This is a genomic window from Streptomyces sp. BPTC-684 (genome assembly GCF_030028635.1).
Lineage (GTDB): Bacteria > Actinomycetota > Actinomycetes > Streptomycetales > Streptomycetaceae > Streptomyces > Streptomyces noboritoensis.
Genome location: NZ_CP124863.1, coordinates 5,445,685 through 5,472,336, shown reverse-complemented (window position 1 = coordinate 5,472,336; position 26,652 = coordinate 5,445,685). Strand labels below are relative to the sequence as shown.

General features: G+C 71.7%; 28 protein-coding genes and 7 tRNA genes. 11 read left to right on the top strand and 24 right to left on the bottom strand.

Annotated elements, in window-relative coordinates; all coding sequences use genetic code 11:
- Window positions 1–8: 8 nt before the first annotated feature.
- From ruvA to pgsA, 9 genes are all read right to left on the bottom strand, one after another.
- Window positions 9–614, bottom strand: a complete 606-nt coding sequence (gene ruvA / locus QIY60_RS24360) for a Holliday junction branch migration protein RuvA (RefSeq protein ID WP_283144326.1) — start codon at window positions 612–614, stop codon at window positions 9–11.
- Window positions 611–1,156 (bottom strand): crossover junction endodeoxyribonuclease RuvC, encoded by a 546-nt coding sequence (gene ruvC / locus QIY60_RS24355; protein ID WP_283144325.1) that lies wholly within the window; start codon window positions 1,154–1,156, stop codon window positions 611–613. The genes ruvA and ruvC overlap by 4 nt, the downstream gene beginning before the upstream one ends.
- Window positions 1,157–1,275: 119 nt before the next feature.
- Window positions 1,276–2,028, bottom strand: a complete 753-nt coding sequence (locus QIY60_RS24350) for a YebC/PmpR family DNA-binding transcriptional regulator (protein ID WP_101387404.1) — start codon at window positions 2,026–2,028, stop codon at window positions 1,276–1,278.
- A 62-nt stretch (window positions 2,029–2,090) separates the two neighbouring features.
- Entirely contained in the window at window positions 2,091–2,678 is a 588-nt protein-coding gene (gene pdxT, locus QIY60_RS24345; RefSeq protein ID WP_283144324.1) for a pyridoxal 5'-phosphate synthase glutaminase subunit PdxT, read from the bottom strand.
- 19 nt (window positions 2,679–2,697) lie between these two features.
- Window positions 2,698–3,612, bottom strand: a complete 915-nt coding sequence (gene pdxS / locus QIY60_RS24340; RefSeq protein WP_283144323.1) for a pyridoxal 5'-phosphate synthase lyase subunit PdxS — start codon at window positions 3,610–3,612, stop codon at window positions 2,698–2,700.
- Between the two features lie 138 nt (window positions 3,613–3,750).
- Window positions 3,751–4,302: a hypothetical protein gene (locus tag QIY60_RS24335; RefSeq protein ID WP_283144322.1), complete on the bottom strand. Its 552-nt coding sequence runs from the start codon at window positions 4,300–4,302 to the stop codon at window positions 3,751–3,753.
- A gap of 338 nt (window positions 4,303–4,640) precedes the next feature.
- Entirely contained in the window at window positions 4,641–5,801 is a 1,161-nt protein-coding gene (locus tag QIY60_RS24330) for a glycosyltransferase family 4 protein (protein WP_283144321.1), read from the bottom strand.
- On the bottom strand, window positions 5,798–6,694 hold the full coding sequence (locus QIY60_RS24325) for a phosphatidylinositol mannoside acyltransferase (protein WP_283144320.1): 897 nt from the start codon (window positions 6,692–6,694) through the stop codon (window positions 5,798–5,800). Before QIY60_RS24325 ends, QIY60_RS24330 begins: the two co-directional genes overlap by 4 nt.
- A complete protein-coding gene (gene pgsA, locus QIY60_RS24320; protein ID WP_283144319.1) occupies window positions 6,691–7,350 on the bottom strand; it encodes a phosphatidylinositol phosphate synthase in 660 nt (219 codons plus the stop codon). Before pgsA ends, QIY60_RS24325 begins: the two co-directional genes overlap by 4 nt.
- Before the next feature lie 283 nt (window positions 7,351–7,633).
- On the opposite strand from pgsA, the gene QIY60_RS24315 reads away from it, so the two are divergent.
- Both QIY60_RS24315 and QIY60_RS24310 read left to right on the top strand, forming a co-directional pair.
- Complete coding sequence (locus QIY60_RS24315; protein ID WP_283144318.1) at window positions 7,634–9,832, top strand: elongation factor G-like protein EF-G2; 2,199 nt, start codon at window positions 7,634–7,636, stop codon at window positions 9,830–9,832.
- A 184-nt stretch (window positions 9,833–10,016) separates the two neighbouring features.
- Window positions 10,017–11,672: a hypothetical protein gene (locus QIY60_RS24310; protein WP_283144317.1), complete on the top strand. Its 1,656-nt coding sequence runs from the start codon at window positions 10,017–10,019 to the stop codon at window positions 11,670–11,672.
- Window positions 11,673–11,675: 3 nt separating this feature from the next.
- Here QIY60_RS24310 and QIY60_RS24305 read toward each other — a convergent pair whose 3' ends face one another.
- The 4 genes from QIY60_RS24305 to QIY60_RS24290 form a co-directional block, all read right to left on the bottom strand.
- On the bottom strand, window positions 11,676–12,239 hold the full coding sequence (locus QIY60_RS24305) for an HIT domain-containing protein (protein ID WP_283144316.1): 564 nt from the start codon (window positions 12,237–12,239) through the stop codon (window positions 11,676–11,678).
- A gap of 144 nt (window positions 12,240–12,383) precedes the next feature.
- Complete coding sequence (gene thrS, locus QIY60_RS24300) at window positions 12,384–14,360, bottom strand: threonine--tRNA ligase (protein WP_283144315.1); 1,977 nt, start codon at window positions 14,358–14,360, stop codon at window positions 12,384–12,386.
- A gap of 129 nt (window positions 14,361–14,489) precedes the next feature.
- Window positions 14,490–15,686, bottom strand: a complete 1,197-nt coding sequence (locus QIY60_RS24295) for a hypothetical protein (protein ID WP_283144314.1) — start codon at window positions 15,684–15,686, stop codon at window positions 14,490–14,492.
- Entirely contained in the window at window positions 15,686–16,252 is a 567-nt protein-coding gene (locus QIY60_RS24290; RefSeq protein WP_283144313.1) for a DUF4365 domain-containing protein, read from the bottom strand. The genes QIY60_RS24295 and QIY60_RS24290 overlap by 1 nt, the downstream gene beginning before the upstream one ends.
- 140 nt (window positions 16,253–16,392) lie before the next feature.
- Here QIY60_RS24290 and QIY60_RS24285 point away from each other — a divergent pair, with 140 nt between their 5' ends.
- Window positions 16,393–17,118, top strand: coding sequence for a 3'-5' exonuclease (locus QIY60_RS24285; protein ID WP_283144312.1), 726 nt, complete (start codon window positions 16,393–16,395; stop codon window positions 17,116–17,118).
- Window positions 17,119–17,196: 78 nt separating this feature from the next.
- Here the strand turns inward: QIY60_RS24285 and QIY60_RS24280 are convergent.
- The 4 genes from QIY60_RS24280 to QIY60_RS24265 all read right to left on the bottom strand — a co-directional run bounded on the left by QIY60_RS24280 (window position 17,197) and on the right by QIY60_RS24265 (window position 18,422).
- Window positions 17,197–17,268 (bottom strand) — tRNA-Val (locus tag QIY60_RS24280).
- Window positions 17,269–17,307: 39 nt separating this feature from the next.
- Complete coding sequence (locus QIY60_RS24275; protein ID WP_283144311.1) at window positions 17,308–17,769, bottom strand: SRPBCC family protein; 462 nt, start codon at window positions 17,767–17,769, stop codon at window positions 17,308–17,310.
- A gap of 106 nt (window positions 17,770–17,875) precedes the next feature.
- Window positions 17,876–17,947 (bottom strand) — tRNA-Val (locus QIY60_RS24270).
- Window positions 17,948–18,011: 64 nt separating this feature from the next.
- Window positions 18,012–18,422, bottom strand: a complete 411-nt coding sequence (locus tag QIY60_RS24265; protein WP_283144310.1) for a TIGR02611 family protein — start codon at window positions 18,420–18,422, stop codon at window positions 18,012–18,014.
- A gap of 190 nt (window positions 18,423–18,612) precedes the next feature.
- Between QIY60_RS24265 and QIY60_RS24260 the strand changes: the two genes are divergently transcribed.
- Both QIY60_RS24260 and QIY60_RS24255 read left to right on the top strand, forming a co-directional pair.
- A complete protein-coding gene (locus QIY60_RS24260; RefSeq protein ID WP_003987206.1) occupies window positions 18,613–19,026 on the top strand; it encodes an SsgA family sporulation/cell division regulator in 414 nt (137 codons plus the stop codon).
- A gap of 208 nt (window positions 19,027–19,234) precedes the next feature.
- Window positions 19,235–19,792: a CGNR zinc finger domain-containing protein gene (locus tag QIY60_RS24255; protein WP_283144309.1), complete on the top strand. Its 558-nt coding sequence runs from the start codon at window positions 19,235–19,237 to the stop codon at window positions 19,790–19,792.
- 29 nt (window positions 19,793–19,821) lie between these two features.
- Here QIY60_RS24255 and QIY60_RS24250 read toward each other — a convergent pair whose 3' ends face one another.
- Together QIY60_RS24250 and QIY60_RS24245 are read right to left on the bottom strand one after the other, a co-directional pair.
- The gene (locus QIY60_RS24250; protein WP_283144308.1) at window positions 19,822–20,001 is read right to left on the bottom strand and encodes a hypothetical protein; all 180 of its coding nucleotides are present in this window, start codon (window positions 19,999–20,001) and stop codon (window positions 19,822–19,824) included.
- Window positions 20,002–20,381: 380 nt separating this feature from the next.
- Window positions 20,382–20,828: a hypothetical protein gene (locus QIY60_RS24245; protein ID WP_283144307.1), complete on the bottom strand. Its 447-nt coding sequence runs from the start codon at window positions 20,826–20,828 to the stop codon at window positions 20,382–20,384.
- A gap of 155 nt (window positions 20,829–20,983) precedes the next feature.
- Here QIY60_RS24245 and QIY60_RS24240 point away from each other — a divergent pair, with 155 nt between their 5' ends.
- Window positions 20,984–21,505 (top strand): DsbA family protein, encoded by a 522-nt coding sequence (locus QIY60_RS24240; protein WP_283144306.1) that lies wholly within the window; start codon window positions 20,984–20,986, stop codon window positions 21,503–21,505.
- 60 nt (window positions 21,506–21,565) lie between these two features.
- Here QIY60_RS24240 and QIY60_RS24235 read toward each other — a convergent pair whose 3' ends face one another.
- The 3 genes from QIY60_RS24235 to QIY60_RS24225 all read right to left on the bottom strand — a co-directional run bounded on the left by QIY60_RS24235 (window position 21,566) and on the right by QIY60_RS24225 (window position 24,343).
- Window positions 21,566–22,402: a GNAT family N-acetyltransferase gene (locus QIY60_RS24235; protein WP_283144305.1), complete on the bottom strand. Its 837-nt coding sequence runs from the start codon at window positions 22,400–22,402 to the stop codon at window positions 21,566–21,568.
- A gap of 72 nt (window positions 22,403–22,474) precedes the next feature.
- The gene (locus QIY60_RS24230) at window positions 22,475–23,296 is read right to left on the bottom strand and encodes an aminodeoxychorismate lyase (protein WP_283144304.1); all 822 of its coding nucleotides are present in this window, start codon (window positions 23,294–23,296) and stop codon (window positions 22,475–22,477) included.
- On the bottom strand, window positions 23,297–24,343 hold the full coding sequence (locus QIY60_RS24225; protein WP_283144303.1) for a chorismate-binding protein: 1,047 nt from the start codon (window positions 24,341–24,343) through the stop codon (window positions 23,297–23,299).
- A gap of 212 nt (window positions 24,344–24,555) precedes the next feature.
- Here QIY60_RS24225 and QIY60_RS24220 point away from each other — a divergent pair.
- The 5 genes from QIY60_RS24220 (at window position 24,556) to QIY60_RS24200 (ending at window position 25,031) form a co-directional block, all read left to right on the top strand.
- Window positions 24,556–24,628: transfer RNA gene (locus tag QIY60_RS24220), tRNA-Gly, on the top strand.
- Between the two features lie 39 nt (window positions 24,629–24,667).
- Window positions 24,668–24,741 (top strand) — tRNA-Cys (locus tag QIY60_RS24215).
- A 1-nt stretch (window position 24,742) separates the two neighbouring features.
- Window positions 24,743–24,814, top strand: a tRNA-Val gene (locus QIY60_RS24210).
- A 24-nt stretch (window positions 24,815–24,838) separates the two neighbouring features.
- Window positions 24,839–24,910 (top strand) — tRNA-Val (locus QIY60_RS24205).
- A 49-nt stretch (window positions 24,911–24,959) separates the two neighbouring features.
- Window positions 24,960–25,031, top strand: a tRNA-Val gene (locus tag QIY60_RS24200).
- Window positions 25,032–25,122: 91 nt separating this feature from the next.
- On the opposite strand, the gene QIY60_RS24195 is transcribed toward QIY60_RS24200, so the two are convergent.
- Both QIY60_RS24195 and QIY60_RS24190 read right to left on the bottom strand, forming a co-directional pair.
- Entirely contained in the window at window positions 25,123–25,437 is a 315-nt protein-coding gene (locus tag QIY60_RS24195; protein ID WP_283144302.1) for a zf-TFIIB domain-containing protein, read from the bottom strand.
- A 60-nt stretch (window positions 25,438–25,497) separates the two neighbouring features.
- On the bottom strand, window positions 25,498–26,541 hold the full coding sequence (locus QIY60_RS24190; protein WP_283144301.1) for an aminoglycoside phosphotransferase family protein: 1,044 nt from the start codon (window positions 26,539–26,541) through the stop codon (window positions 25,498–25,500).
- Window positions 26,542–26,652: the final 111 nt, after the last annotated feature.

Sequence of the window (26,652 nt, the reverse complement as noted above, 5' to 3'; positions counted from 1 at the left end):
CGGCTCGGTCAGCGGGCGCGGTTGAGGGTCTGCAGCGCGGCCTTCAGGAGCGCTCCGATGTTCGGGTTCTCGGCGGCCTCGGCCTGCGGGGCGACGGCGGCGACCGCCTCGTCGGCCTCCCTGGTCGCGTAGCCGAGGCCGATCAGGGCGGCGTGCAGCTGGTCGCGCCAGCCCGCCGTGACCGGGGCGCCGACGGCCGGGGCGCTGCCGACGGGCGCGCCGAGCCGGTCCTTCAGCTCGATGAGGAGCTTCTGGGCGCCCTTCTTGCCGATGCCGGGGACGGCGGTCAGCGCCTTCTCGTCGCCGGAGGCGAAGGCCCGGCGCAGCGCGTCCGGCGTGTGCACCGACAGGACCGCCTGGGCGAGCCGGGGGCCCACCCCGTTGGCGGTCTGGAGCAGCTCGAAGACCTGCTTCTCGTCGTCGTCCGCGAAGCCGTACAGCGTCAGCGAGTCCTCCCGCACGACCAACGACGTGGCGAGCTTGGCCTGTTGGCCGATGCGGAGACCGGCCAGCGTGTTGGGGGTGCACTGGAGGGCCATGCCGACGCCGCCGACCTCGACCACCGCGGTGTCGGGGGCGAGGGCGGCGACCGGGCCGCTGACGAAGGCGATCATCGCGTGACCTTCTTTACGGAGAGGTGGGCACGGCGGGCCTGCTCGTGCGCCTGTTGCAGGCGGTTGACGGCGGGGGCGCGCCAGATGTGGCAGATGGCGAGGGCCAGCGCGTCCGCCGCGTCGGCCGGTTTGGGCGGGGCGTCGAGCCGGAGGAGCCGGGTCACCATCGCGCCGACCTGGGCCTTGTCGGCCCGGCCGCTGCCGGTGACGGCGGCCTTGACCTCGCTGGGGGTGTGCAGGGCGACCGGGATGCCGCGGCGCGAGGCGCAGAGCATGGCGACAGCGCTGGCCTGGGCGGTGCCCATCACCGTACGCACGTTGTGCTGGCTGAACACCCGCTCCACGGCGACGCATTCGGGCCGGTGTTCGTCCAGCCACGCCTCTATGCCCTGCTCGATGGTGACGAGGCGGTGGCCCAACTCGGCGTCCGAGGGCGTCCGGACGACACCGACGCCGAGCATGGTGAGCGGCCGGCCCGCGACTCCCTCGACGACACCGACGCCACACCGCGTCAGCCCGGGGTCCACTCCGAGTACGCGCACGGCCCCTCCCCTCGGTGATCTTCGACTTCCTGCCAGGCTATCCGCTGCCACTGACAACAGCGGCGGGCCGGTGGGACGTGTCCCATCGGCCCGCCGAAACCGCTCAGCTCGCGGCAGCGTTACGCGTCGACCTTCTCCATGACCTCGTCGGAGACGTCGAAGTTGGCGAAGACGTTCTGCACGTCGTCGCTGTCCTCCAGCGCGTCGATCAGCTTGAAGATCTTGCGCGCGCCCTCCTCGTCCAGCTCGACCTGCATGGTCGGGACGAAGCTGGAGTCGGCCGAGTCGTAGTCGATGCCCGCCTCCTGGAGCGCGGTACGGACCGCGACCAGGTCGGTGGCCTCGCTGATGATCTCGAAGGTGTCGCCGTTGTCGTTGACCTCTTCGGCGCCGGCGTCCAGGACCGCGCCGAGCACGTCGTCCTCGGTGAGCTCCGCCTTGGGCAGGATGATGACGCCCTTGCGGTTGAAGAGGTACGAGACCGAGCCCGGGTCGGCCATGTTGCCGCCGTTGCGGGTCATGGCGACGCGGACGTCCGAGGCGGCACGGTTGCGGTTGTCGGTGAGGCACTCGATGAGCACCGCGACACCGTTCGGGCCGTAGCCCTCGTACATGATCGTCTCGTAGTCGGCGCCGCCCGCCTCGAGGCCGGCACCGCGCTTGAGCGCGGAGTCGATGTTCTTGTTGGGCACCGACTGCTTCTTGGCCTTCTGCACGGCGTCGAAGAGGGTCGGGTTGCCGTCGATGTCCGCGCCGCCGGTGCGGGCCGCGACCTCGATGTTCTTGATCAGCTTCGCGAAGAGTTTGCCGCGCTTGGCGTCGATCACGGCCTTCTTGTGCTTCGTCGTAGCCCATTTAGAGTGGCCGGACATCTGCCTGTCTCCTTCGCGTAACCAATTCTGCGTCGTTCGGCAGAGATCCTACCGGGAGCGGGTCACCGGGCGTCGCGCGCCATGTCCACGAAGAGCGCGTGCATCCGGTGGTCGCCCGTCAGCTCGGGGTGGAACGAGGTCGCGAGGGCGTTGTTCTGGCGCACCGCGACGATGTGGCCGCCGTGCTCGGCGAGCACCTCGGCCTGCGCGCCGACCGACTCCACCCAGGGCGCCCGGATGAAGACGCCCTCGACGGGGCCGACTCCGGTGACCTCCACGGTGGCCTCGAACGACTCGTTCTGCCGTCCGAAGGCGTTGCGGCGCACGATCATGTCGATGCCGCCGATCGTCTCCTGGCCCGAGCGCGGGTCGAGGATCTTGTCGGCGAGCATGATCAGGCCGGCGCAGGTGCCGTAGACGGGCATGCCGTCGGCCACGCGCGCGCGGAGCGGCTCCATCAGCCCGAAGAGGACCGCGAGCTTGGAGATGGTGGTGGACTCGCCGCCGGGGATGACCAGGCCGTCCACCTCGGCGAGCTCCTCGGGGCGCCGGACCGGCCTGGCCACGGCGTCCGCCGCGGCCAGGGCGATCAGGTGCTCCCGTACGTCGCCCTGGAGGGCCAGGACGCCTATGACGGGTGTGTTGCTCATGTCCTTCGGTACCTGTGCCTTACCAGCCGCGGTTGGCGTAGCGCTCGGCCTCGGGGAGGGTGTCGCAGTTGATGCCGACCATGGCCTCGCCCAGGTTGCGGGAGGCGTCCGCGATGATCTTCGGGTCGTCGTAGAAGGTGGTGGCCTTCACGATGGCGGCGGCGCGCTTGGCCGGGTCGCCCGACTTGAAGATGCCGGAGCCGACGAAGACGCCCTCGGCGCCGAGCTGGCGCATCAGCGCGGCGTCGGCCGGGGTGGCGACGCCACCGGCGGAGAACAGCACCACCGGGAGCTTGCCGAGCTCGGCGACCTCCTTGACCAGCTCGTACGGGGCGCGCAGCTCCTTGGCGGCGGCGAACAGCTCGTTGTTGTCGAAGCCGCGCAGCTTGGCGATCTCGTTCTTGATCTGGCGCAGGTGGCGGACGGCCTCGACGACGTTGCCGGTGCCGGCCTCGCCCTTGGAGCGGATCATGGCCGCGCCCTCGGCGATGCGGCGCAGGGCCTCGCCCAGGTTGGTGGCGCCGCAGACGAACGGCGTGGTGAAGGCCCACTTGTCGGAGTGGTTGACCTCGTCGGCCGGGGTGAGGACCTCGGACTCGTCGATGTAGTCGACACCGAGGGACTGCAGGACCTGGGCCTCGACGAAGTGGCCGATGCGGGACTTGGCCATGACCGGGATGGAGACGGCCTCGATGATCTCTTCGATCATGTTGGGGTCGGACATCCGGGCGACGCCGCCGTCCTTGCGGATGTCGGCCGGGACCCGCTCCAGGGCCATGACCGCCACGGCGCCCGCGTCCTCGGCGATCTTCGCCTGCTCGGCGTTGACCACGTCCATGATCACACCGCCCTTGAGCTGCTCGGCCATGCCGCGCTTCACGCGCGCGGTGCCGGTCTCGGGGTTGTGGGCGCTGGTGGGGAGGGTGCTGGACACGGGACCTCGCTGGAGTGAAGAAGGGGTTCTCTACTGCCTCAGAGAGTCGCTCCCCGGACCAGTCCACAGCAAGGGCCAATGTGGAGGCGGTGGATCGTTTTGGCTGACGGGAGCCCTAGTGGGGCGATCCGTCCGTGGTTACGGCTGTGAGCCCGGGCGGTCCGCCAGCGCGGCCGGGGGCTCGTCGTCCATCTCGAAGGCGAGGGGGAACGGGGCGTGCCCGGCCAGCCGGAACCAGCGGACCTTGCGGTGCCTGCGCAGGGCGCGGGCGGCGCGTACGGCGTCGTTGTGGAAGCGGCGGGCCATCGGGACGCGGCGTACGGCCTGGGCCAGCTCCTCCGCCGCGTCCACGCCGCCGGGGGCCTCGCGGACCGCGTCCACCTGGGCCGGCTCGCCGAAGACGGCCCGGAGCGCCTGACTGAGCTCGCTCTCGGCGACCTCCCGGTGCTCTTCCTCGGCCTGGCGCGCCGCGTGCGCCGCCTCGTACAGCACGATGGACGCGGCGGGGTCCAGGACGCCGGAGGTGGCCAGTTCCTGGGTGACCGAGGCGCGGCGCAGCAGCTGGGCGTCGAGGGCGGCGCGGGCGGCGTCGATGCGGGTGTGCAGGCGGTCGAGGCGGCCGGCGGTCCAGCTGAGGTAGAGGCCGGTCGCTACGAGGGCGACGGCGATCCAGATGAGGGTTACGGTCACGGGCGGCAAGGCTACCGGGCCCTCCGGGGGTGGGCGGCGGGGCAGAGGTGGTTCTCCCGGGGGCTACGTCCCCCCGGACCCGTTGCGGGGCCTGCGGCCCCTGCACCCCGGACGCCGTTCGTCTACAGGCCGCCTGTGGTCGGTCGCGCAGTTCCCCGCGCCCCTAGAAGCGCCCCTGCGGGGCGCCCCCGAGGATGCCGCACAGCGGCATTTAAGGGGCGCGGGGAACTGCGCGAGCAACCCACCACGGTCCGCAGACGAACACCGGGCCGATAAGGGGCGCGGGGAACTGCGCGACCAGCCCCCACTCACCCGCAGGCGAACGGAGGTCCGGGCCCTCAGTCCCTCGCCAAGCCGAACCTCGCCCGGAACCCGGGCCGTTCGTCCGTGGCCACCGACGCCGCGCCGTCCGTCACCGTCTCGTAGACCGCGAGGATGTCCGCCCCCACCGTCGACCAGTCGAAGCGGCGTACGTGGGCGGAGCCACGGGCGCTGAGTTCGGCTCGGCGGGCCGGGTCGGACAGGAGGGACAGCGCGGCCCGCGCCAGCGCGTCCGCGTCCTCGTTGGCGAAGAGCTCGCCCGCACCACCCTGGTCCAGGACCTGCGCGAACGCGTCCAGGTCGCTCGCCAGGACCGCCGCCCCGGCCGACAGCGCCTCGACCAGGATGATGCCGAAGCTCTCGCCGCCGGTGTTGGGCGCCACGTACACGTCGACGCTGCTCAGGAAGCGCGCCTTGTCCTCGTCGCTCACCATGCCCAGGAATTCCACCCGGGAGCGCAGCTCCGGCGGGAGGGACGCCACGGCCTCCTGCTCGTCGCCCCTGCCCGCCACCAGCAGGCGGGTCTGCGGGCGTTCCGCCAGGATCCTCGGCAGCGCCCTCATCAGGACCGGCAGGCCCTTCCTCGGCTCGTCGATGCGCCCTATGAAGCCGAGCGTGTCGCCCTGCCACTCCGGCCGCGGCTCGGCCTTGGCGAAGAAGTCGACGTCGACGCCGTTGGGGATCACTACCGCGTCGCCGCCGAGGTGCTCGACCAGCGTGCGCCGCGCGTACTCGCTCACCGCGATCCGCGCGCTGATCTTCTCCAGGGCGGGCTGCAGGATCGGGTACGCCGCGATCATCGCCCGCGAGCGCGGGTTGGAGGTGTGGAAGGTCGCCACGATCGGCCCCTGCGCCGCCCAGCAGCTCAGCAGGCCAAGGGAGGGTGAGGCGGGCTCGTGGATGTGGATCACGTCGAACGTGCCCTCGTGCAGCCACCGCCGCACCCGGGCCGCCGAGAGGAAGCCGAAGTTGAGACGGGCGACGGAACCGTTGTAGGGCACCGGGACCGCCCGGCCCGCCGAGACCACGTACGGCGGCAGCGGCGTCTCGTCGTCGGCGGGGGCGAGCACGGAGACCTCGTGGCCGCGCCGGATCAGATGCTCGGCCAGGTCCCTGATGTGGAACTGGACGCCGCCCGGTACGTCCCAGGAGTACGGGCAGACGATGCCGATCCTCACGCCGGGCGCTCCTCAAGGTCGGCGAGCCACAGTCGCTGCAGCATGTGCCAGTCCTCCGGGTGTTCGGCGATTCCGGTGGCGAAGGCGTCCGCCAGCGCCTGGGTCATCACGGAGGTCTTCTCCGCGCGCGTACCCGTCTCGGGCACCTCGATCGGCGGGTGCACCCTGCCCTGCATGACGGGCGACCCGTCGTACCAGAGGGTCACGGGCAGCAGCAGCGCGCCCGTCTGCTGGGCCAGCAGGGCGGGACCGGCGGGCATCCGCGCGGTGTCCCCGAAGAACTTCACCTCGACGCCGGAGGCCGACAGATCACGGTCGGCGACCAGGCAGACCAGACCGCCGTCGCGCAGCCGGCGGGCCAGCGTGCCGAAGGCCGAGCCGCCGGTGTGCGGCAGGACCTCCATGCCCAGGCTCTCGCGGTAGGCCACGAACCGGTCGTACAGCGTCTCGGGCTTGAGCCGCTCGGCGACCGTGGTGAACGGGGTGTCCAGCTTGGTGGTGACCCAGGCGCCCGCCAGGTCGTAGTTGCCCATGTGCGGCAGCGCGAGGACCACGCCCCGGCCGGAGGCGAGGCCGTCCACCAGGTAGTGCACGTCCTGCGGCTCGAAACCGGTCTTCATCCGGTCCTTGCTCCAGGCAGGCAGCCGGAACGACTCCATCCAGTACCGCATGTACGAGCGCATTCCGGCCTGGGACAGCTCGGCCAGGCGCTGCGGGGAGGCATCGGGCACCACGCGCGCGAGGTTGGACTCCAGGCGCAGCACGCTCTTGCCGCGCCGCTTCCACACCGTGTCCGCGATCCGCCGGCCCAGGCCCGTGGCCATCGGCTCGGGGAGCTTCTTGACGGTGGCCCAGCCCAGTCCGTACAGCGTGTCCGTCAGCCGTTCCCTCATGAGGCCGCCTCGCTGGTCGCGGCGGCGGCATCGGCCTCCGCGGCCTCGCGGCGCACCGTCACCACCCGCTGGACCAGCGTGATCAGGCTGCCCACGGCCACGATCCACAGCGCGATCGGCAGCAGGATCTGGATGCCCGGCACGCCGAACTTGTGCAGCCCCGCGAAACCGGCCGCGACCAGCGAGATCACCAGGCGCTCGGCCCGCTCGATCAGGCCGTTGACGGCGACCGGCAGCCCGATCGACTCGCCGCGCGCCTTGGTGTACGACACGACCTGGCCGCTGGCCAGGCAGAAGATCGAGACCGCGCACAGGACGTTGTCGTCCCCGCCGCCCGCGTACCAGAGGGCGAAGCCGCCGAAGATCGCGCCGTCCGCGACGCGGTCGAGCGTCGAGTCGAGGAACGCGCCCCAGCGGCTGGAGATCCCCGCCTGACGGGCCATGTTGCCGTCGACCAGGTCGGAGAAGACGAACGAGGTGATGACGATCGTGCCCCAGAAGAACTCGCCCCGGGGGAAGAAGACCAGCGCACCCGCCATCACTCCGGCCGTGCCGAGCAGCGTCACGGCATCCGGGCTCACCCCCCGGCGGAGCAGAAACGCGGCGAACGGCGTGAGGACACGCGTGAAGAATGCACGCGCGTACTTGTTCAGCATGGCCTTCCCGACGGTCGGTGTGGCCGCGCGGCCCTGCTGGCCACCGGCTGGCCCATCGTAGCCAGGCCCGGAGGCCTCCACCGCCGCGCACCCTTCCCCGCCCGCGTTCCCGTACGACGTATGGACGCACAGTGACCGGAGTGGAACGCTGGAAAGACCGCGGGCACGCGAAGCCGCCTGGGCCGGGGTGCTCCCCGGCCGGGGGCCGGGGGAGGATTCCGCGCGGCCGCGCCCTTTCACCACCTCACCGTGCAAGAAACGGAAGCGATACGGGAGGAACGGCATGGGCGACAAGGCGAGTGCACATCCCGGAGCCGCCGGCAGGGCAGCTACGGCCGACCACCCCTCATCCGTACGGAACGTGGTGCTGGTCGGCCACAGCGGATCCGGGAAAACGACATTGGTGGAAGCGCTCGCGCTGACGGCGGGAGCCGTCAACCGCGCGGGCCGGGTCGAGGACGGCGGGACCGTCTCCGACTACGACGAGATCGAACACCGGCAGCAGCGCTCGGTCCAGCTGTCGCTGGTCCCCGTGGAGTGGGCCGGCTGCAAGATCAATATCTTGGACACCCCCGGATACGCCGACTTCGTCGGGGAACTCAGGGCCGGTCTGCGAGCGGCGGACGCGGCCCTTTTCGTCGTCTCCGCCTCGGACGGCGTGGACGGCGCGACCCGGATGGTGTGGGACGAGTGCGCGGCCGTGGGCATGCCACGGGCCATCGTGGTCACCCACCTGGAGGCGGCCCGCGCCGACTTCGCCGAGATGACCCGGGTGTGCGCCGAGGCGTTCGGCGGCGACGACCCCGACGCCGTACTGCCGCTCTACCTGCCGCTGCACGGACCCGAGGGACCGGACGGGCACGCGCCCGTCACCGGCCTGATCGGGCTCCTGTCGCAGCGCGTCTTCGACTACGCGTCCGGCGAACGCAAGGAGGCCGAGCCAGGACCCGAGCAGCTCCCGCTCGTCGAGGAGGCCCGCAACCGGCTCATCGAGGGGATCATCGCCGAGAGCGAGGACGAGACCCTCATGGACCGCTACCTCGGCGGCGCGGAGATCGACGTCAAGACGCTCGTCGACGACCTGGAGCGGGCCGTCGCGCGCGGCACCTTCCACCCGGTCCTGGCGGCCGCCCCGGCCGCCGAGGGCGCCCGCCAGGGCATCGGCACCGTCGAGCTCCTGGAACTGATCACGGGCGGCTTCCCGACCCCCCTGGAGCGCACCGCGCCCGACGTGACGACCCCGCAGGGCTCCGCGCGCCCCACCCCGGTCTGCGCCCCCGACGGCCCGCTCGTCGCCGAAGTGATCAAGACCTCGTCCGACCCGTACGTGGGCCGGGTCAGCCTGGTCCGCGTCTTCTCCGGCACCCTGCACCCCGACGAGACCGTCCACGTCTCCGGCCACGGCATGACCGACCGGGGCCACGAGGACCACGATGTCGACGAGCGGATCGGCGCGCTCTCCTCGCCCTTCGGCAAACAGCAGCGCACCCTGGGCTCCTGCATCGCGGGCGACATCGCCTGTGTGGCCAAGCTGACCCGCGCCGAGACCGGGGACACCCTCTCCGGCAAGGACGACCCGCTGCTCATGGCGCCCTGGGACATGCCCGACCCCCTGCTCCCGCTGGCCATCCAGGCCCACAGCAAGGCCGACGAGGACAAGCTCTCGCAGGGCCTCTCCCGGCTCGTCGCCGAGGACCCGACCATGCGCCTGGAGCAGAACCCGCACACCCACCAGCTGGTCCTGTGGTGCCTGGGCGAGGCCCACAAGGACGTGGCCCTGGAGCGGCTGCGCAGCCGCTACGGCGTCCAGGTCGACGTCGTCCCGCACAAGGTGTCGCTGCGCGAGACCTTCGGCGACACCGCCACCGGGCGCGGCCGCCACGTCAAGCAGTCCGGCGGCCACGGCCAGTACGCGATCTGCGAGATCGAGGTGGAGCCGCTGCCCGCCGGATCCGGCATCGAGTTCGTCGACAAGGTGGTGGGCGGCGCCGTGCCGCGCCAGTTCATCCCCTCCGTCGAGAAGGGCGTACGCGCCCAGGCCGCCAAGGGCGTCGCCGCGGGCTACCCGCTCGTCGACGTCCGGATCACGCTCCTGGACGGCAAGGCCCACTCGGTGGACTCCTCGGACGCCGCCTTCCAGACCGCCGGGGCCCTCGCCCTGCGGGAGGCCGCCGCCGACACCCGCATCCACCTCCTGGAACCCGTCGCCGAGCTCCAGGTGCTGGTCCCCGACGACTACGTGGGCCCGGTCATGAGCGATCTGTCCGGCCGCCGGGGCCGCGTCGTCGGGACCGAGCAGGCGGGCCCGGGGCGCACCCTCGTACGGGCCGAGGTGCCCGAGATCGAGATCGGGCGGTACGCGGTGGACCTGCGCTCCGTCTCGCACGGCACCGGCCGGTTCGACCGCAGCTACGCCCGGCACGAGCCGATGCCGCCGCAACTGGCCGACAAGATCCGGGAATCGCTGGAAAAGACCGCTTAGGTACGGTAATTGACGGATCGTCGGAAACGCCGCCCGCTCAACCCCCTTGCGGCGGGCGGCGTTCCGATGCGCCGTGTACCACGGGCACCGACCCCGATACGCTGTGTCCCTGCTCAGCAGGTGTGCGGGGAACGGCAGTCGGGAAGAGGCCGCAGAGCGACAGTGTGCGGCGATGGGGGCGGCAGTGGCGGACGAACCATTCGACTTCTCACCCGGGGCCCAGGTCCCGCTCCAGGGCTCGGCGGGCCAGACCGCCGCGACCCAGGCACTGGCCTCGGCCGCCTACCGGGACAGCCCGGTCGCCGACATACTCAAGGCCAACAACGAGTGGCACGAGTCGGCCGTCACCAAACCCCGGCTCTCCCTCTTCGAACCCAACCTCGGCGAGGCCTTCTCCCGCGCCGTGCAGTCCCGCATGCTCGGCGCCACCCGCAAGGCGCTCATCCAGTCCTTCGGCACCGAACCGCAGACCGTCGTCGAGCACTGCCTCGCCGCGATCCGCATCCGCAAGGAGCGCGACACCAGGCTCACCCTGGTCACCGCCGTCTTCGGCGTGCTCTTCCTGCCCGGACTGCTGCTGTGGCTCGGCCTGTTCCAACTGCGCCGCACCCTCGCCGGCGCCAAGGACCGCCGCGTCGGGGCCCTCGGCAACCTGCTGCTCGTCGCGTTCGCCGTGCTCGCCGTGATCGCCCTGGTCAAGCTGCCCTTCGGCGGCTTCCTCGCGATCTATCTGCGGGCCATGCTGGTGATGCCCGTCCTCGGCTGGTTCTGGGCCAAGCAGATCTGCGAGTCCACCGCCAAGGACCTGCGCGCCCGCTGGAACGGCCTTCTCTCCGGCGGCGGAGTCGGCGCCAAGATCCCCGAGGCCGTACCGAAGAACCCGCACGAGACCGCCGCCGAGCAACTGCGCCAGAACCTCGCCAAACTCACCGCCGAGCAGCACAGCAACGCCGTCTTCTACGCCGGCCCCAAGGGCATACTCGGCATGGGCACCCGCTGGGGCAGCTGGCAGCTCGCCGAGGAGCTCGTCTCCAAGGACCCCGGCAAGGAGATCCACGGCTTCCGCAGCTGGGACGTCATAAGGTCCATCCAGGACCGCCTCCAGCTGCTCGAACGCGGCCCCCTGCACACCGGCGGCTTCCCCAGGCCCTCGGTCAACAACTGGGTCGTCTCCCCCGTCGGCGAGAACGCCAAGGAAGTCGCCCGGCCCACCGGCCAGGACGTCGACAACTTCCAGGTGCGCCAGCACGAGGTCCAGCGCATCTGCAACGAGCAGCAGTTCTCCAGCGGCAACCGCCACTACCTGGGCGTGCAGTTCACCCTCTGGGACGGCCAGCTGGTGATCACCATGATGATCACCGTGACCGTGCTCCACGAGACCCTGCGCATCGAGGTCACCGGACACGCCCTCGGCCCGGTGCACGCCCTGTTCACCACCAAGCCGAGCCCCAAGACCAAGTCGGTCGACAAGACCTTCAAGTTCTGGGAGAAGAAGGAGATACAGCTCCCGCTGGTCGAGCCGCGCGAGGTCGTCCGCCTCGCCGCCCGCGCCCCCCTCACCTGGTACCCGCCGCTCCTGGACTACCTCGGCGGCAAGCTGGTGCTGCCCGAGCCGTTCGGCCTGCGGCACGCCTGGGCCGACAAGCCCTGGCGCCACCGCTTCATGGCCGACGACGCGATGCGCGCGGCCACGCCGGTCCTGCGCGTGGTGCACGCCGCCGCGATGAAGGTGCTGGACGAGAACGGCGTGGACATCGAGCGCTTCAACAACCGCTCGATGATGCTCAGCGGCATGGTGCAGGACCCGGCGCCGCGGAAGGCGGACTGGTACGACGCGTGAACCTCAGCCCCTGGGCGGCCAGGCCTCCGCGAGCATCTTGCGGGTGTCGCCCAGGAGTTGGGGCAGGATCTTGGTGTGGCCGACGACCGGCATGAAGTTGGTGTCGCCGCCCCAGCGAGGCACGATGTGCTGGTGCAGATGGGCGGCGATACCGGCCCCGGCCACCGTGCCCTGGTTCATGCCGATGTTGAAGCCGTGCGCCCCTGACGCCGTCCGCAGGGCCGTCATCGCCTGCTTGGTGAGCTCCGCGAGCTCCACGGTCTCGGCGGCGTCCAGGTCCGTGTAGTCGGCGACGTGCCGGTAGGGCACGACCATGAGGTGGCCGCCGTTGTACGGGTAGAGGTTGAGCACCGCGTACACGTGCTCGCCGCGGGCCACGATCAGCCCGTCCTCGTCGGATTTGGCCGGGATGGAGCAGAAGGGACAGCCGTCGCCCGCACCCGGGCCGGTCGGCTTGTTCTCACCCTGGATGTAGGCCATCCGGTGGGGCGTCCACAGGCGCTGGAAGGCGTCCTGGACACCCACCCCGATCTGCTGTTCCGGCTCACTCGTCATGCTGTGCAGCATATGACTTCACGTGCGGGGACGAGGAGCGGCCCCCGGGAAGCGATCACTTCCCGGGGGCCTGACCCCGCGTGCGTGGGGAGCATGGCACCTTGTCCTTGTGCTGCTTCCGCATCTTCGGATCACCCCCGTCGGCACGGGGAACGGTCACAGCTGGACGCGGCGCTCCACAACGTCAACGAGCTTGGCGATCGCTTCGTCACGGGCGATCCCGTTCTCCTGCGACCCGTCGCGGTATCGGAAGGACACCGTGCCCGCCTGCATGTCCTCGTCACCGACAATGACCATGAACGGCACCTTCTGCTTCTGCGCGGTGCGGATCTTCTTCTGCATCCGGTCCGAAGACGCGTCCACGTCGACCCGCAGGCCCTTCTTCCTCGCCTCGGCGGCGAACTCCTGCAGGTACTCGACGTGCGCGTCGCCGATCGGGATGCCGACCGCCTGGACCGGGGCCAGCCACGGCGGCATGGCGCCCGCGTAGTGCTCCAGGAGCACCGCGAAGAACCGCTCGATGGAGCCGAACAGCGCACGGTGGATCATGACGGGGCGCTGCTTGGTGCCGTCCGGACCCGTGTACTCCAGGTCGAAGCGCTCCGGCAGGTTGAAGTCGAGCTGCACGGTCGACATCTGCCAGGTACGGCCGATGGCGTCCTTGCACTGCACCGAGATCTTCGGGCCGTAGAACGCGGCGCCGCCCGGGTCCGGGACCAGCGGGAGGCCCTGCTTCTCGGCCACCTGCCGCAGGGTCTCGGTGGCCTCCTCCCAGATCTCGTCCGAGCCGACGAACTTCTCCGGGTCCTTGGTGGAGAGCTCCAGGTAGAAGTCGGTCAGACCGTAGTCGCGCAGCAGGTTGAGGACGAAGGTGAGGGTGCGGTCCAGCTCCTCCGCCATCTGCTCCTTGGTGCAGTAGATGTGCGCGTCGTCCTGCGTGAAGCCACGGGCACGGGTCAGCCCGTGCACGACGCCCGACTTCTCGTACCGGTACACGGTGCCGAACTCGAACAGGCGCAGCGGCAGCTCACGGTAGGAGCGCCCGCGCGCGTCGAAGATCAGGTTGTGCATCGGGCAGTTCATGGGCTTGAGGTAGTAGTCCACGCCCTCGTCGAGCTGCATGGGCGGGTACATGCCGTCGGCGTACCAGTCCAGGTGGCCCGAGGTCTCGAAGAGCTTCCCCTTGGTGGCGTGCGGGGTGTAGACGAACTCGTAGCCCTCCTCCTCGTGGCGGCGGCGCGAGTAGTCCTCCATGACCCGGCGGATGATGCCGCCCTTGGGGTGGAAGACGGCCAGACCGGAGCCGATCTGGTCCGGGATCGAGAACAGGTCCAGCTCGTTGCCCAGCTTGCGGTGGTCGCGCTTCTCGGCCTCGGCGAGGAAGTCGAGGTGCGCCTTCAGCTCGTCCTTGGACGGCCAGGCGGTCCCGTAGATGCGCTGGAGCATCGGGTTCTTCTCGCTGCCCCGCCAGTACGCGGCGGCGTTCCGCATCAGCTTGAACGCCGGGATGTTCCGGGTGGTCGGCAGGTGCGGACCCCGGCAGAGGTCCTTCCAGCACAGCTCGCCCGTCTTGGCGTCCAGGTTGTCGTAGATGGTCAGCTCGCCGCCGCCCACCTCGACGTCCGCGCCGTCGTCGCTCGACGCGGAGCCCTTGATGCCGATGAGCTCCAGCTTGTACGGCTCGTTCGCGAGCTCCTCGCGGGCGGCCTCGTCGGTGACGACGCGGCGCGAGAAGCGCTGGCCGCGCTTCTGGATCTCCTGCATCTTCTTCTCGATGGCCTTGAGGTCCTCCGGAGTGAAGGGCCTCTCGACGTCGAAGTCGTAGTAGAAGCCGTCCCGGACCGGCGGGCCGATGCCCAGCTTGGCCTCGGGGAAGAGCTCCTGGACGGCCTGGGCCATCACGTGCGCGGTGGAGTGGCGCAGGATGTTGAGGCCGTCCTCGGAGGAGATCTCGACGGGCTCGACCTCCTCGCCGTCCTTCACCTCGTACGCGAGGTCCTTCAGCACGCCGGCCACGCGGGCCGCGACGATGGTGCGCTCACCGGTGAAGAGCTCGGCAGCCGTAGTGCCCGTCGTCACCACGCGCTCTTCCCGCTCGGAATCGCGTTGGATGATCACACGGACGTCTGACACCGGTCTCTCCTGACTGAAGGGGTACGCACGCTCGTAACCGCGTACGCGGGAGAATCCTACCGAGCCCCCGGGTGCGGTCGCGAAACGGTTTGTGCCGCGCCACCCGCACCGCGGCCCGCGCCGTCCCCCTCACTCCTCCCCCGCGCACGCCTCCTCGAAGAAGGCGATGCTTTCTACGGTCCCCTGGATCGACTTCATCAGCCGGTCCCGCTCCGCGTCGTCCACCTGGACCGGCACCACCCCCGTGGCCCCGGCGAGCCGACGGAAGCCGCCCCGGCTCTCCAGACGGCCGACGACCCGGATCGGCAGGCCGACGAGGTGGGCGTGGCCCGCGATCCGGTAGGCCTCCTCGTCGAGCTGCATCCGTACGTACGGGATCTCCGCGCCCGCCAGGACCCGCAGCCGTACCGTCCCCGGGCCGCGCGGGCCCGAGCGCCGCAGCCGGACCACCGCGCCGGTGACCCGGACCGGCAGCGAGGGCTCGTCGTCGAGGTAGCGCGCCCCGGCCTCGCGCAGCGCGGGCAGGTCGCCGGGCGAGAACTCCACCGGTTCGGGGCGCGGCGCGCACCCGGCCGGGACGCCCGCCGCCGGGGCCCACTCCAGGGCGACCCGGACGCCCTCCGAGCCCGACACCAGGGCGATGACGGCCTCGGTGAGCTCGCGGCTGGCGCCCGCCCCGACGGCCGCGTCGAACGCCTCCATGCCGCCGGTGGTGCGGCGGTAGTCGATGGCCTCGCGGACCGCGTACAGCGCCTCGTAGAGCCGGACGACCACCGCGCGGCCGGGCTCCACGGGGACGAACGCGGTGAGCCGCCCGCCCGGCGCCGGGCCGACCAGGACGTCCTCCAGGGCGGTCAGTGCCTGTCTGCGGTGGCGGGCGCCGTAGTACCCGGCGCGGCCGCGCACGGCGAGCGCGCCCGCCAGGAGCATGCGGTGGGCGGCGCTGCGCAGCCGCTCCTGCTCGCTCCAGGGGGCGGCGCCGGAGGGGCCCGGCGGGGTGTCGCGCCACCAGCGGACCTCGTCGCTGGGCACGGCGAGCGAGACCAGCACCTCGCGCGCGGAGGGCGCGGCCGAGCGGGCGAGCGCGGTGAGCGCCTCGCCGATCAGGTCCTCGCTGTCGGGGTACGCGCGGCTCTCCGGCACCAGCAGGCTGGTGCCGGCGGCGGCGCCCCCGGGCGGGGTCCAGCGCGCGTACCGTCCGGCCGCGCTGCCGCGCCGCTGCCAGCCGTGCCGGTGCAGCAGCACGCCGAGCACCGCCGGGTCCACCTGTGCCGGAACCGGCTCCACCGTCTCCGGCCCGCCGAACTCCCCGCTCGACAGACGCATCAGGGCCTCCCTCCCACCCCGACCCGGGTCATGATCTCGCAGAGCGCGCGATCGTCGAAGATCCGCGAGGTCGGTATCCGCACTGTGGTCCTGCGCCGCCCGGTCACCGCGTGGCCGGCCAGGTTGGTCCAGTAGCAGCAGTGCCGCAGCGCGAGCCGGTCGTGGCCCGCGCGCAGCCACTCGTCCCGGCTCCTGGGCACGAGCATCACGACCAGGATCTTGTGCACCGACACGGGTGTGCGGGCCAGCTTCACCAGGTGCTCGTTGTCGAGGGTGAAGGAGAAGGCCGCGCCCGGCGGGTGCGGGGGGATCTGGTACGTGCACTTGAGCTGCACCTTGATCGTGACTTCGTCGTCGACGGTGTGGCCGGGGGCGCTGTGGCTCACGTGCCAGTCGATTCCGTTGTCCGGAAAGGGCTGCGAGAGCGAACACCCGGCGGCGGCCGCCACGGCGTGGAGGTAGCCCACCTGGAGGGTCTCCATGCAGGCGGTGGTGGCGAGTGAGCCGCGCAGTGGTGCGATCCGCTCGGGTAGCAGCCCGTCCGGCTCCGGCTGCGCGATCGCCATGGCCGTCGTACGCCTTCCGTCAACTTGCGGGGCCGTCACCTGTGTTGTTGCCGGAGGGCGTACGCCGCAAACGGCCCGGGTATCACGGAATCGGGCAGGGGACGCACGCCATCTGCCAAGGGCGCAAAGGGAGTTGAACCATGACGTGCTGGTACGAAGGCCCCCTGGCCGCTTTCGACACCGAGACGACGGGCGTGGACGTGGAGCGGGACCGCATAGTGTCGGCCGCCCTGGTGGTCCAGGACGGGCCGGGTTCGCGGCCGCGGGCGACGCGCTGGCTGGTGAACCCGGGCGTATCCGTCCCGGAGGGCGCGACCGCCGTGCACGGGCTCACCGACGAGCACCTCCAGCTGAACGGGCGGTGGCCGGCGCCGGTGATGGAGGAGGTGGCCAGGGCGCTGGCCGAGGAGTGCGCGGCGGGGCGGCCGCTGGTGGTGATGAACGCGCCGTTCGACCTGACGCTGCTGGACCGGGAGTTGAGGCGCCACCGCGCCTCGTCGCTGGCGCGCTATCTGGACGGGGCGCCGCTGCGGGTCCTCGATCCGCGGGTCCTCGACAAGCACCTGGACCGCTACCGCAAGGGCCGCCGCACCCTGACCGATCTGTGCGCGCACTACGGGGTGGAGCTGGACAGCGCGCACGACGCGGCGGCGGACGCGCTGGCGGCCCTTGAGGTCGTACGGGCGGTGGGGCGCCGGTTCGCGGCGCGGCTCGAACGGCTCACCCCGGCGGAGATCCACACCCTGCAGACCGGCTGGCACGCGGCCCAGGCGCGAGGCCTGCAGGCGTGGTTCACGCGCAACGGGACGCCGGAGGCGGTGGACCCGGCGTGGCCGCTGCGGCCCGAGCTGCCCGCGGCGGCGTGAGGGGCGGAGCCTCCCGTACATGACGTCCCGTACATGCGGAAAGGCCGGTCCGTCGATGACGGACCGGCCTTCTCCCGGTGGGCGATACTGGGTTCGAACCAGTGACCTCTTCGGTGTGAACGAAGCGCTCTCCCACTGAGCTAATCGCCCGGGAACGGACTGAACCATACAGGCCCGGACGGCCTGGGTTCAAACTCCGTTCAGGACGGCCGTCAGTCCTCGCCGTCCGGCGCGCATCATCAGGGCGTGGTTGGCGAGGAAGACGGGCCGCCCGGGGACGGCGAGGCGACGCATCAGCGGCTTGCGCACCTCGACCTCCTGCTCGTAGACCGCACGCGTGCCGCCGTCGTACGCGCTCAGCGTCCAGCGGGCCCAGCCGTCCAGGTCGCCGCTCATGGCCACCTCCAGGACGCCGGCCACCTCGTCGCGGCGCCGCTCGCGGGCGGTGACGACCAGGTCGTACGGCAGGACGGAGCGGAACCTGGCGATGCCGGTGCGGTCGTCGACGGCGGTCACCTCGCGGATCTGCGGCCACCAGCGCGGATAGCCCTCGGCGCGCTCCAGGACCGCGTAGACGGCGGCGGGCGGGGCGGGCAGCTGCCAGACGCTGCGGAACCGGTAGTGGCTCCAGCCCGCGGTTCTCGGCTTCATGGTTCAAGTCTGCGCCGGGGAACGGGAAGTGGACCGGGAGGTGACGGGACCTCGGGAACGCCGAAGGCCCGGAGATCGTTGTCGATCTCCGGGCCTTCGGTCCGGGTGGGCGATACTGGGTTCGAACCAGTGACCTCTTCGGTGTGAACGAAGCGCTCTCCCACTGAGCTAATCGCCCGGGCGCACCGCAAACATTACCGCATGTCAGCGGGGCGTTTGACCATGGTGGCCGGTCCCGCCCGTCACTCGTCGATCTTCCACGGCATGACGAGGCCGAACTTCCAGAGGTAGACCGCGGCGAGCGCCGCGACGATCACCAGGCCGATGGCGGTCAGGATGATGTTCCGCCGCCGCACCTTGGGGTCGAGGGCCCGCTGGGCGGCCTCGGTCACCTTGCGCTTGGTCCAGCGCAGCACCAGCTGGGCCCAGACGAACTCGGTCGCCCAGATCGCCATGCCACCGAAGATCACCAGCCAGCCCGGGCCCGGCAGCGGAAGCATGATGACGCCCGCGGCCACGACCGCGAGGCCCACTATGAAGACGCCGACCTGCCAGCTCAGGTGCAGCGGCCTGGACGCCTTGATGAAGGCGGGCGCCCGCGATCCGAGAACCGCCTCCGGCGCACCGGCTTGCTCGTCACTCCCCGTATTCATGCTGTCCAACCTACCCGACCGGGGACCCTCACCAGAATGGCCGCATAACCCAAAGTAATACTCCGCCGTACGAGCTACCTGAACGACCGCAAAACGGCCAGAGGGGTTTACAACGGCACCGTAGGTGGCATGTCGATTTCGCCGACGTGCGAATCCCCGAGCGCACACTGAGCGAAAGGCCCTGGCGCTTATGAACACCACGGTCAGCTGCGAGCTGCACCTGCGCCTCGTTGTGTCGAGCGAGTCCTCACTGCCTGTACCCGCGGGCCTGCGGTATGACACGGCCGATCCCTACGCCGTGCACGCCACCTTCCACACCGGAGCCGAGGAGACCGTCGAGTGGGTGTTCGCCCGCGACCTCCTCGCCGAGGGCCTGCACCGGCCCACCGGTACCGGAGACGTCAGAGTCTGGCCATCGCGCAGTCACGGCCAGGGCGTCGTCTGCATCGCCCTCAGCTCCCCGGAAGGAGAGGCCCTGCTCGAAGCCCCGGCGCGGGCTCTGGAGTCGTTCCTCAAGCGGACGGATGCCGCGGTGCCACCGGGCACCGAGCACCGTCACTTCGATCTGGACACGGAGCTCTCGCACATCCTGGCGGAGAACTGAGCCAGACCGAGAGCCGCACGGCGCCGTCCGACTCGGGGAGACGGCGCCGCGCAGACATCCGCATAGGCACGCCCAGCGCATGAGGCACTCCACCGGAGCCCGTCCCGCGAACACCCTCGCGGGACGGGCTCCGGTGCGCTCGCACCCGAGCCGCTAGAGTCACCGGGCATCGGCGGGCACCGGCCCGCAGCAGGCCAGGGAGCGAATCGTGCTGATCCCTCACGACACCCGGATCGCCCTCGACATGGTGGTCGATCTGGTGAACACCTCGCCGGAGAGCGAGGAGCCCGACCGGCTCGCCGACGTCGAGGCGCTGTACGGCTTCGTACGGGACCACGACGTCAGCGGCGTGGAGAGCCTCACGGCGCGCGACCTCTCCGGCGTACGGACCGTACGGAGCCGTTTCGCGGGTGTTTTCGAGGCGCCGGACGCCCGGGCGGCGGCGGGTCTGGTCAACGAGATCGTGGCGGAGGCGGGCACCACGCCCCAGCTCACCGACCACGACGGCTACGACTGGCACGTGCACTACTTCGCGCCCGGCGCCTCGATCGCGGACCACCTGGCCGCGGACGGCGGGATGGCGCTCGCGTTCATCGTGGTGGCGGGCGAGCAGGAGCGGCTGCGCCGGTGCGAGGCGCCGGACTGCGGGCGCGCCTTCGTGGACCTCTCCCGCAACCGCTCGCGCCGCTACTGCGACAGCCGCACCTGCGGGAACCGGCTGCACGTGGCCGCCTACCGGGCCCGGCGCAAGGAAGCCGCGGGCTGACCCCGCGCGGGGCGCTCCCGTACGGCCGGTCACAGCAGGTACAGGTCGTGCAGGGCCGCCATGAGCAGCAGGCAGCCGATCACTCCGAGGAAGATCATCAGGGGTGGCTGCGACAGGGCGTAGAGGCAGCCGCGCGGCTCGTCGGACGGGGGCGCGGCGTGCGGCTCTTCGGGCGGCGCGGGGACGTGCCCCGGGGAAGTGTCCAGCATCTCGGGGTGATGATGGACCAGCGGCAGCGCCACGGGGCGCCAACACGCCCACCCGCAGCGGGAGTTGCCTCGATGTTGACGGGCGGGCCCGGCACCGGGTGCCGCCCGGCACCGCGCCGGGCGGACGTCCGGTGGGGAATTGGCGACAAGACCGGGAATGAGGTCTGGGAGCGCTCCCGTACGGTGGCCGGAATTCACTCCAACTGGAATTCCGCATAGGGGAATTCACGACCGCCGGAATTCCCCGGTCAGGCCGGTCACGGCAAGTTACGGAGTGTCAGATTCCGACGCTCTTTCAGATTCCGCGCCGGGTTCCGTATCGCGTCCGGTCCCGTACCGGGGTTCCGTATAGCGGGCGTTCGCACCGACGAGGGCCCGGCTCAGATCCCGTGCTTCTTCAGGATCGCCTCGATGTCGCTGAAGTCCTCGGCGCCGCCGGACTTGCCCTTCGCCTTCGGGGCGGACCGGTCGGACCGGCGACCGGCGCCCAGGGAGGGCGCGGAGGCCTTCGGGGCGATCGCCTCTCCCCCGGCCGCCTCGGCTGCCCTGCGCTCCTTGCGGGTGCCGCCCTCGGAGCGCCGCTCCACGAAGCGGGTGGCCGAGAAGAGCAGCCAGGCGATGCCGAGCAGGCCGAAGCCCGCCCAGACGCTCGGCTTGAACACGATGCCGGACACCCATCCCACGACACCGGTCATGACCAGGGCCACGGGGACCAGGGAGTAGGCGGCGATCCGCGTGGCCGACAGGAAGCGCTTGCGGTACGCCGTGACGGCGGCGATGCCCAGTCCGGCCGCGGACGCGGCGGAGCAGACGGTCTCGGCAAGCATCCGGTTCCTCCAGACATGGGGGGTGTGGCCCTTCCATCCTGCACCGGAGCGGGCCGTCCGGGCCACGGTGCGCCAGGACATCAGGGAGATCTCCGGGGCGGATCCTCCCCAGGTCCCGGTTGGGGCCCGTCGGGCGGGGCTGGAAGACTGGCCCCATGAGCGAGACCACCCCCGAAACCCCCGGCTCCGCCCCCGTCGTCCTCGACGTGTGGTGCGAGCTCCAGTGCCCCGACTGCCACGCCGCCCTCGACGACGTCCGCGCCCTGCGGGCCCGGTACGGCGACCGGCTGGACATCCGGCTGCGGCACTTCCCGCTGGAGAAGCACAAGCACGCCTACGCCGCCGCCCAGGCCGCCGAGGAGGCGTTCGGGCAGGGCCGGGGCTGGCCGTACGTGGAGGCGGTGCTCGCCCGCACCGAGGAGCTGGGCGAGCGGGGAGAGCGCGTACTGCTCGACGCCGCGCGGGAACTGGGCCTGGACGCCGAGGAGTTCGACACCGCCCTCATCGACGGCCGGCACCTGCTGATCGTCGACGCCGACCAGGCCGAGGGCAAGGCGATCGGCGTCACCGGCACGCCCACGTACGTCATCGACGGGGAGCGCCTGGACGGCGGCAAGAGCCAGGCGGGCCTGCGGGCCCGCATCGAGGAGATCGCGGACCGGCTACTGGGAGCTTGAGCGCTCGGCCGGGAGTGCGGTCATTTCGGCTGCGGGCCGTCTCCGGCTGGTCGCGCGGGTCTACAACAGCGGCTTCGCCCGGTTGTACTCCGTCGGCTCGTACCCCAGCGACTCGTACAGCCGCACGGCCGGGGTGTTGTCGCTGAAGACGTGCAGGGCCAGCGTGGACATGCCGTCGGCCAGCGCCGCCCGCTCGGCCAGCAGCATCAGGGCCCGGCCGTGGCCCCGGCCCCGGTGCTCCTCGGCGACCGCCACGTCGTAGACGTAGGCGGCGGGTCCCGTCTCCAGCTCCTTGCGGGCGACCCAGACGTGGCCGACCACGGAGTCGCCGCTGACCAGCACCTCCAGGTGGACGCCCGGCGTCGCCAGGCCGTCGGGCAGCAGGCCGCGGTGGTCGGCCTCGGACTTGGCGCGGGCCTGGTCGGCCGGGACGCCCCGGGCGATCCAGCTGCGGGCGTAGTTCTCCTGCTCGTCGTGGTGCCAGACGGTGTACTCGGCCTCGGTCATCGGGCGCCCGGTGACCGAGGCGGGCAGGGCGGGCGGCTCGGCGGGCAGCCGCTTGACCATGTTGCGGCTGCGCTCGGTGTAGCCGAGCGCGTCGGCCAGCCGCAGGGCCGCCACGGCGTCCGCGGGCACCGCCGCGCGCACCTGGGTGCAGCCCCAGCCGCGCAGCACCTCCTCGGCGGCGAGCGCGGCGACGGTCCCCCGGCCGCGGCCCCGGTCGGGCTCGTCGATGCGCAGCCCGCTGATCACCCCCATGGCGCGGCCGAAAGCCGCGTCGGTGGCGACGGTGATGGTGCCGACGCGTCTGCTGTTCACACAGACGTCGTACGTACGGGAGGCGGCGCCGTCGGCGCCCTGCTGGAGCGGCCCGGTCGGCCGAATGGTCGTGGTCATCAAGGCCGTTGTACCTGCCGGGCCGCCGTCCGTCACCGCATTTGCCGGGACGTAACCGCTCGCTTCCCGTCTCTACGGGTCGAGGTCGGAGGCGGCCCGCTCGTCGAAGACGCGCATCGCCTTGGCGGTGACCGGGCCCGGCGTGCCCGTCAGCTCCCGGCCGTCGACCCGGTGCACCGCCTGGACGTCCCGGAGCGTGGAGGTCAGGAAGACCTCCTCGGCGGATGCGAGCACGTCGAGCGGCAGCTCGGTCTCCTGGGCGCCGGTCCACTCCACGACCAGCTCGCGGGTGATCCCGGCGAGGCAGCCGGAGGCGAGCGGCGGGGTGTGCAGCTGTCCGTCGACGACCACGAAGACGTTGGAGCCGGTCCCCTCGCAGAGCGCGCCGACGGTGTTGCCGAAGAGCGCCTCGGTGGCTCCGTGCCCGTGGGCGCGGGCAAGGGCGACGACGTTCTCGGCGTACGAGGTGGTCTTGAGCCCGGCGACGGCGCTGCGCTCGTTGCGCGTCCAGGGGACGGTGACCACGGCGGTGGTGTCGGGTCGGCGCCGGGTCTCGCCGACCGCGACGACCAGCGTCGGGCCGGTGTCGCCGCGCTCGGAGCCGAGCGGGGAGAGGCCGCCGGTGTAGGTGATCCGCAGCCGGCCGAGGGCGACCGGGTTGGCGTCGAGCACGGCGGCGCAGGCGCGGCGGACCTCGTCCGGATCGGGGTCGGGCAGCCCGAGGCCGCGGGCCGAGCGGGTCATCCGGGCGAGATGGCGGGTGAGCGCGAACGTCGTCCCCTTCTCCGCCTTCACCGTCTCGAAGATGCCGTCGCCCACGGTCATCCCGTGGTCGAGGACGGACACCCGTGCGGCGTCGGCGTCCCGCAGTGCGCCGTTCACCCAGATCTGCATTTACGCGGTCCTTCCACTCTGCGTATACGCGCCCGACGCTACCGCGAGGAGCCGCGCCGCCTTCAGCTCGGTCTCGGCCCACTCCCGCTCGGGGTCCGAGCCCCAGGTGATGCCCGCGCCGGTGCCGAAGCGGAGCACGCCTCGGGGGCGGTCGATCCAGAAGGTGCGTATGCCGACGGCGAGCTCGGCCCGGCCCCGGTCGGCGTCGACCCAGCCGATGCCGCCGCAGTAGGGGCCGCGCGGGGCGGTCTCCAGGGCCTCGATGATCCGCAGCGCACTGGACTTGGGCGCCCCGGTGACCGAGCCGGGCGGGAAGGAGGCGTCGAGCAGCTCCTTCCACCCCGCTCCTTCGCGCAGTTCCCCGCGCACGGTCGAGACGAGGTGGACCAGGCCCGGGTGCGGCTCGACCGCGCAGAGCTCGGGCACGGTGACCGAGCCGGTGGCGCAGACCCGCCCCAGGTCGTTGCGGACCAGGTCGACGATCATCACGTTCTCGGCGTGGTCCTTCTCCAGGAGGTCCTCGGCCGTTCGGCCGGTCCCCTTGATGGGTCCGGACTCGACGACCCGTCCCGTACGCCGCAGGAAGAGCTCGGGCGAGGCGGTGGCGATCTCCACGCCGTGCGCAGGAAGCCGAATCGTTCCTGCGTAGGGGGCGGGGTTGCCCCGGGCGAGCAGCGCGGTGAGCGCGTCGACGTCGGCGGCGGCCGGATCGGGCAGCGGCGCGGTCAGCACGCGGCAGAGGTTCGCCTGGTAGACCTCGCCGGCCGCGATGTGCTCGCGGATCCTGCGTACGCCCGCGATGTACGCGGCGCGGTCGAGGGAGGACGTCCAGTCACCGGCGGCGGGCCCGCGCCAGGCGCCCGGGACGGGCGCGGGGACGGGGGCGGCCCGTACGTCCGCGAAGCGGGCGCAGACGAGGCGGCCCTCGAAGTCGGCGGCGACGGCCCAGAAGCCGGCGGAGTCCAGCGCCTCCGGGTCGGCGGTCACATCGCGGAGATCGGAGGCGAGGAGCCCGCCGAAACGGGCCAGAGGAGCGAGGTCATGCACGGTTGTGAGTCTAGGGGTGCCGCCGTACGGCCGCCCCGGACCGGCGCGGACCAGGGACGACGCCGGGGCGCCGCCGGGCCGGGGGCGGCCCCGGCGGCGGGTGCGGGCCGAGCACACCGCAGCACGCTGCGGAAACGCGTTTTTGTACTGGCCCAGGAATCCGCTAGAGTTCAACACGTCGCCGGGACGCGCAAGCGGAACGGAAACGACAAGCGGACGTGGCTCAGTTGGTAGAGCATCACCTTGCCAAGGTGAGGGTCGCGAGTTCGAATCTCGTCGTCCGCTCGATGTGGGGGATCTTCCCGAACCCCTGCTCTCACTCCTGGTGGAGTGGCCGAGAGGCGAGGCAACGGCCTGCAAAGCCGTCTACACGGGTTCAAATCCCGTCTCCACCTCCAAGGACGATTAGCTCAGCGGGAGAGCGCTTCCCTGACACGGAAGAGGTCACTGGTTCAATCCCAGTATCGTCCACTGGATCTTCTCGAAGATCTGCCCGCGCGATTAGCTCAGCGGGAGAGCGCTTCCCTGACACGGAAGAGGTCACTGGTTCAATCCCAGTATCGCGCACGCAGTACCACCCGGTCCGGAACCGTCCTGTATGGTTCTGACCGACCCCGCGCGATTAGCTCAGCGGGAGAGCGCTTCCCTGACACGGAAGAGGTCACTGGTTCAATCCCAGTATCGCGCACAGCCCGGAGCCCCCGGCCTTCTCGAAGGCCGGGGGCTCCGTCGTGCGCAGGGTTCGGCGTACGGGGCCCCGGCGTGCGGGGCCTCGCCGCTCAGGACGAGAAGAGCATGTGGCCGAAGCCCTTGTGGCGCTTGTGGCCGCCGTAGTGACCGCCGTGGCCGCCGTGCTGCGGGGCGCCCCAGGCCGGGGCGTGCGGGGCCTGGGCCGGGTAGCCCTGCGGGGCCGGGGGCGCGGGGTAGGCCTGCGGAGCGGGCGGCGCCTGCTGCACCCACTGCGACTCCAGCCGGGTCAGCGACTCCAGCTCCCCGTAGTCGAGGAAGATCCCCCGGCAGCCGCTGCACTGCTCGATCTGGACACCGTTGCGGTTGTACGTGTGCATCGGTGCGTGGCACTTGGGACACTGCATGACCGGCTCAACTCCTCGCCGTTTCTACGATGGGCAACCAGCACCCTACGTCGGCCGCCGTCACGGGAACTCGGGCGGGAGTGCTGCGATTCGGGTACAGCTCTCGATCATGGCCAGCTCCGCCTCGTCCGGTGCGCGGCGCTCGCCCGCGCACTTGGCGAGGGCCAGGGCCGCCGTCTGTACGGTCAGGGCGCGGGCGGGCGCGTCGAGTTGGGGCCACGGGTCGCCCTCCGGCGGGACGGCGGGACCGCCCGCTTCCCGGTACGCGGCGAGGAAGCGGGCCCAGTCGTCGGGGTCGAGCAGGCCCGCCGCGTACCAGGCGGCGGGGCGCGCCAAGTCCCAGGCGGGCTCGCCCAGTCCCAGGTCGTCCACGTCGATGAGCAGCCAGTCGCCGCTGCCGGCCGGGTGCCGGATGAGCTGGCCGAGGTGGAAGTCGCCGTGGCAGAGCCGGGCGGTGCGCTCGGCCGGACCGGGGTGGAGGGTCTCGGCCCGGGCCCACGCGGGGAGTTGGCCCCAGGCCCGCAGCACGGCGTCGGCCGCCGCCCCCGGGATCCCGACGCCCCGCATCCGCGCCACCGCCCTGGCCGCCTTGGCGGGTCCCCGCATCGCGGGCAACGGCCCGGGCAGCGCGTCGGTCGGCACTCGGTGCAGGTCCGCCACGAGCCGGCCGGCCTCGGCCCAGGGGGCTCTGTCGGGGTCGGTGGGGTCCACGGGGGTGCCGTGGGGCCAGAGGGTGAGGGGGCGGCACGGCTGGAGGGCTGCGTGTTTGTCTGCGGGCCGGTGGGGGCTTGGCGCGCAGTTCCCCGCGCCCCTTGGGGGGACGGGGGCCGACGGGACGGAGGCCCCGGCCGGGGCGTGCTGGAGAGGGGCCAGCAGCACGCCGTGCAGGAGGGGGTGCGCGGCGACGGCCAGGCGGACGTCGAGCACGGCCCGGTCCGCGTCAGGGGCATGCGCCTTGGCCACGACGCGGCCGTACCGGACGACGGTCCCGTCTGGGCGGTCCGCGAGCACCTCGGTACCGGGCGCGGGGAGCCCGTCCCCCGGCTCGCGCTCGGCCGCCGTACGGGCGGCCTCGGCCAGGGTGGCGACGAGTGAGGGGGGCATAGGTCTCCCAGCGTACGGCTCGGCCTGCGCCCTGAGGGGCGCGGGGAACTGCGCGACCAGCCACAGACGGCCCGCAGCCAAACCACCGGGCCCATACAAAAGGCGTTGCCC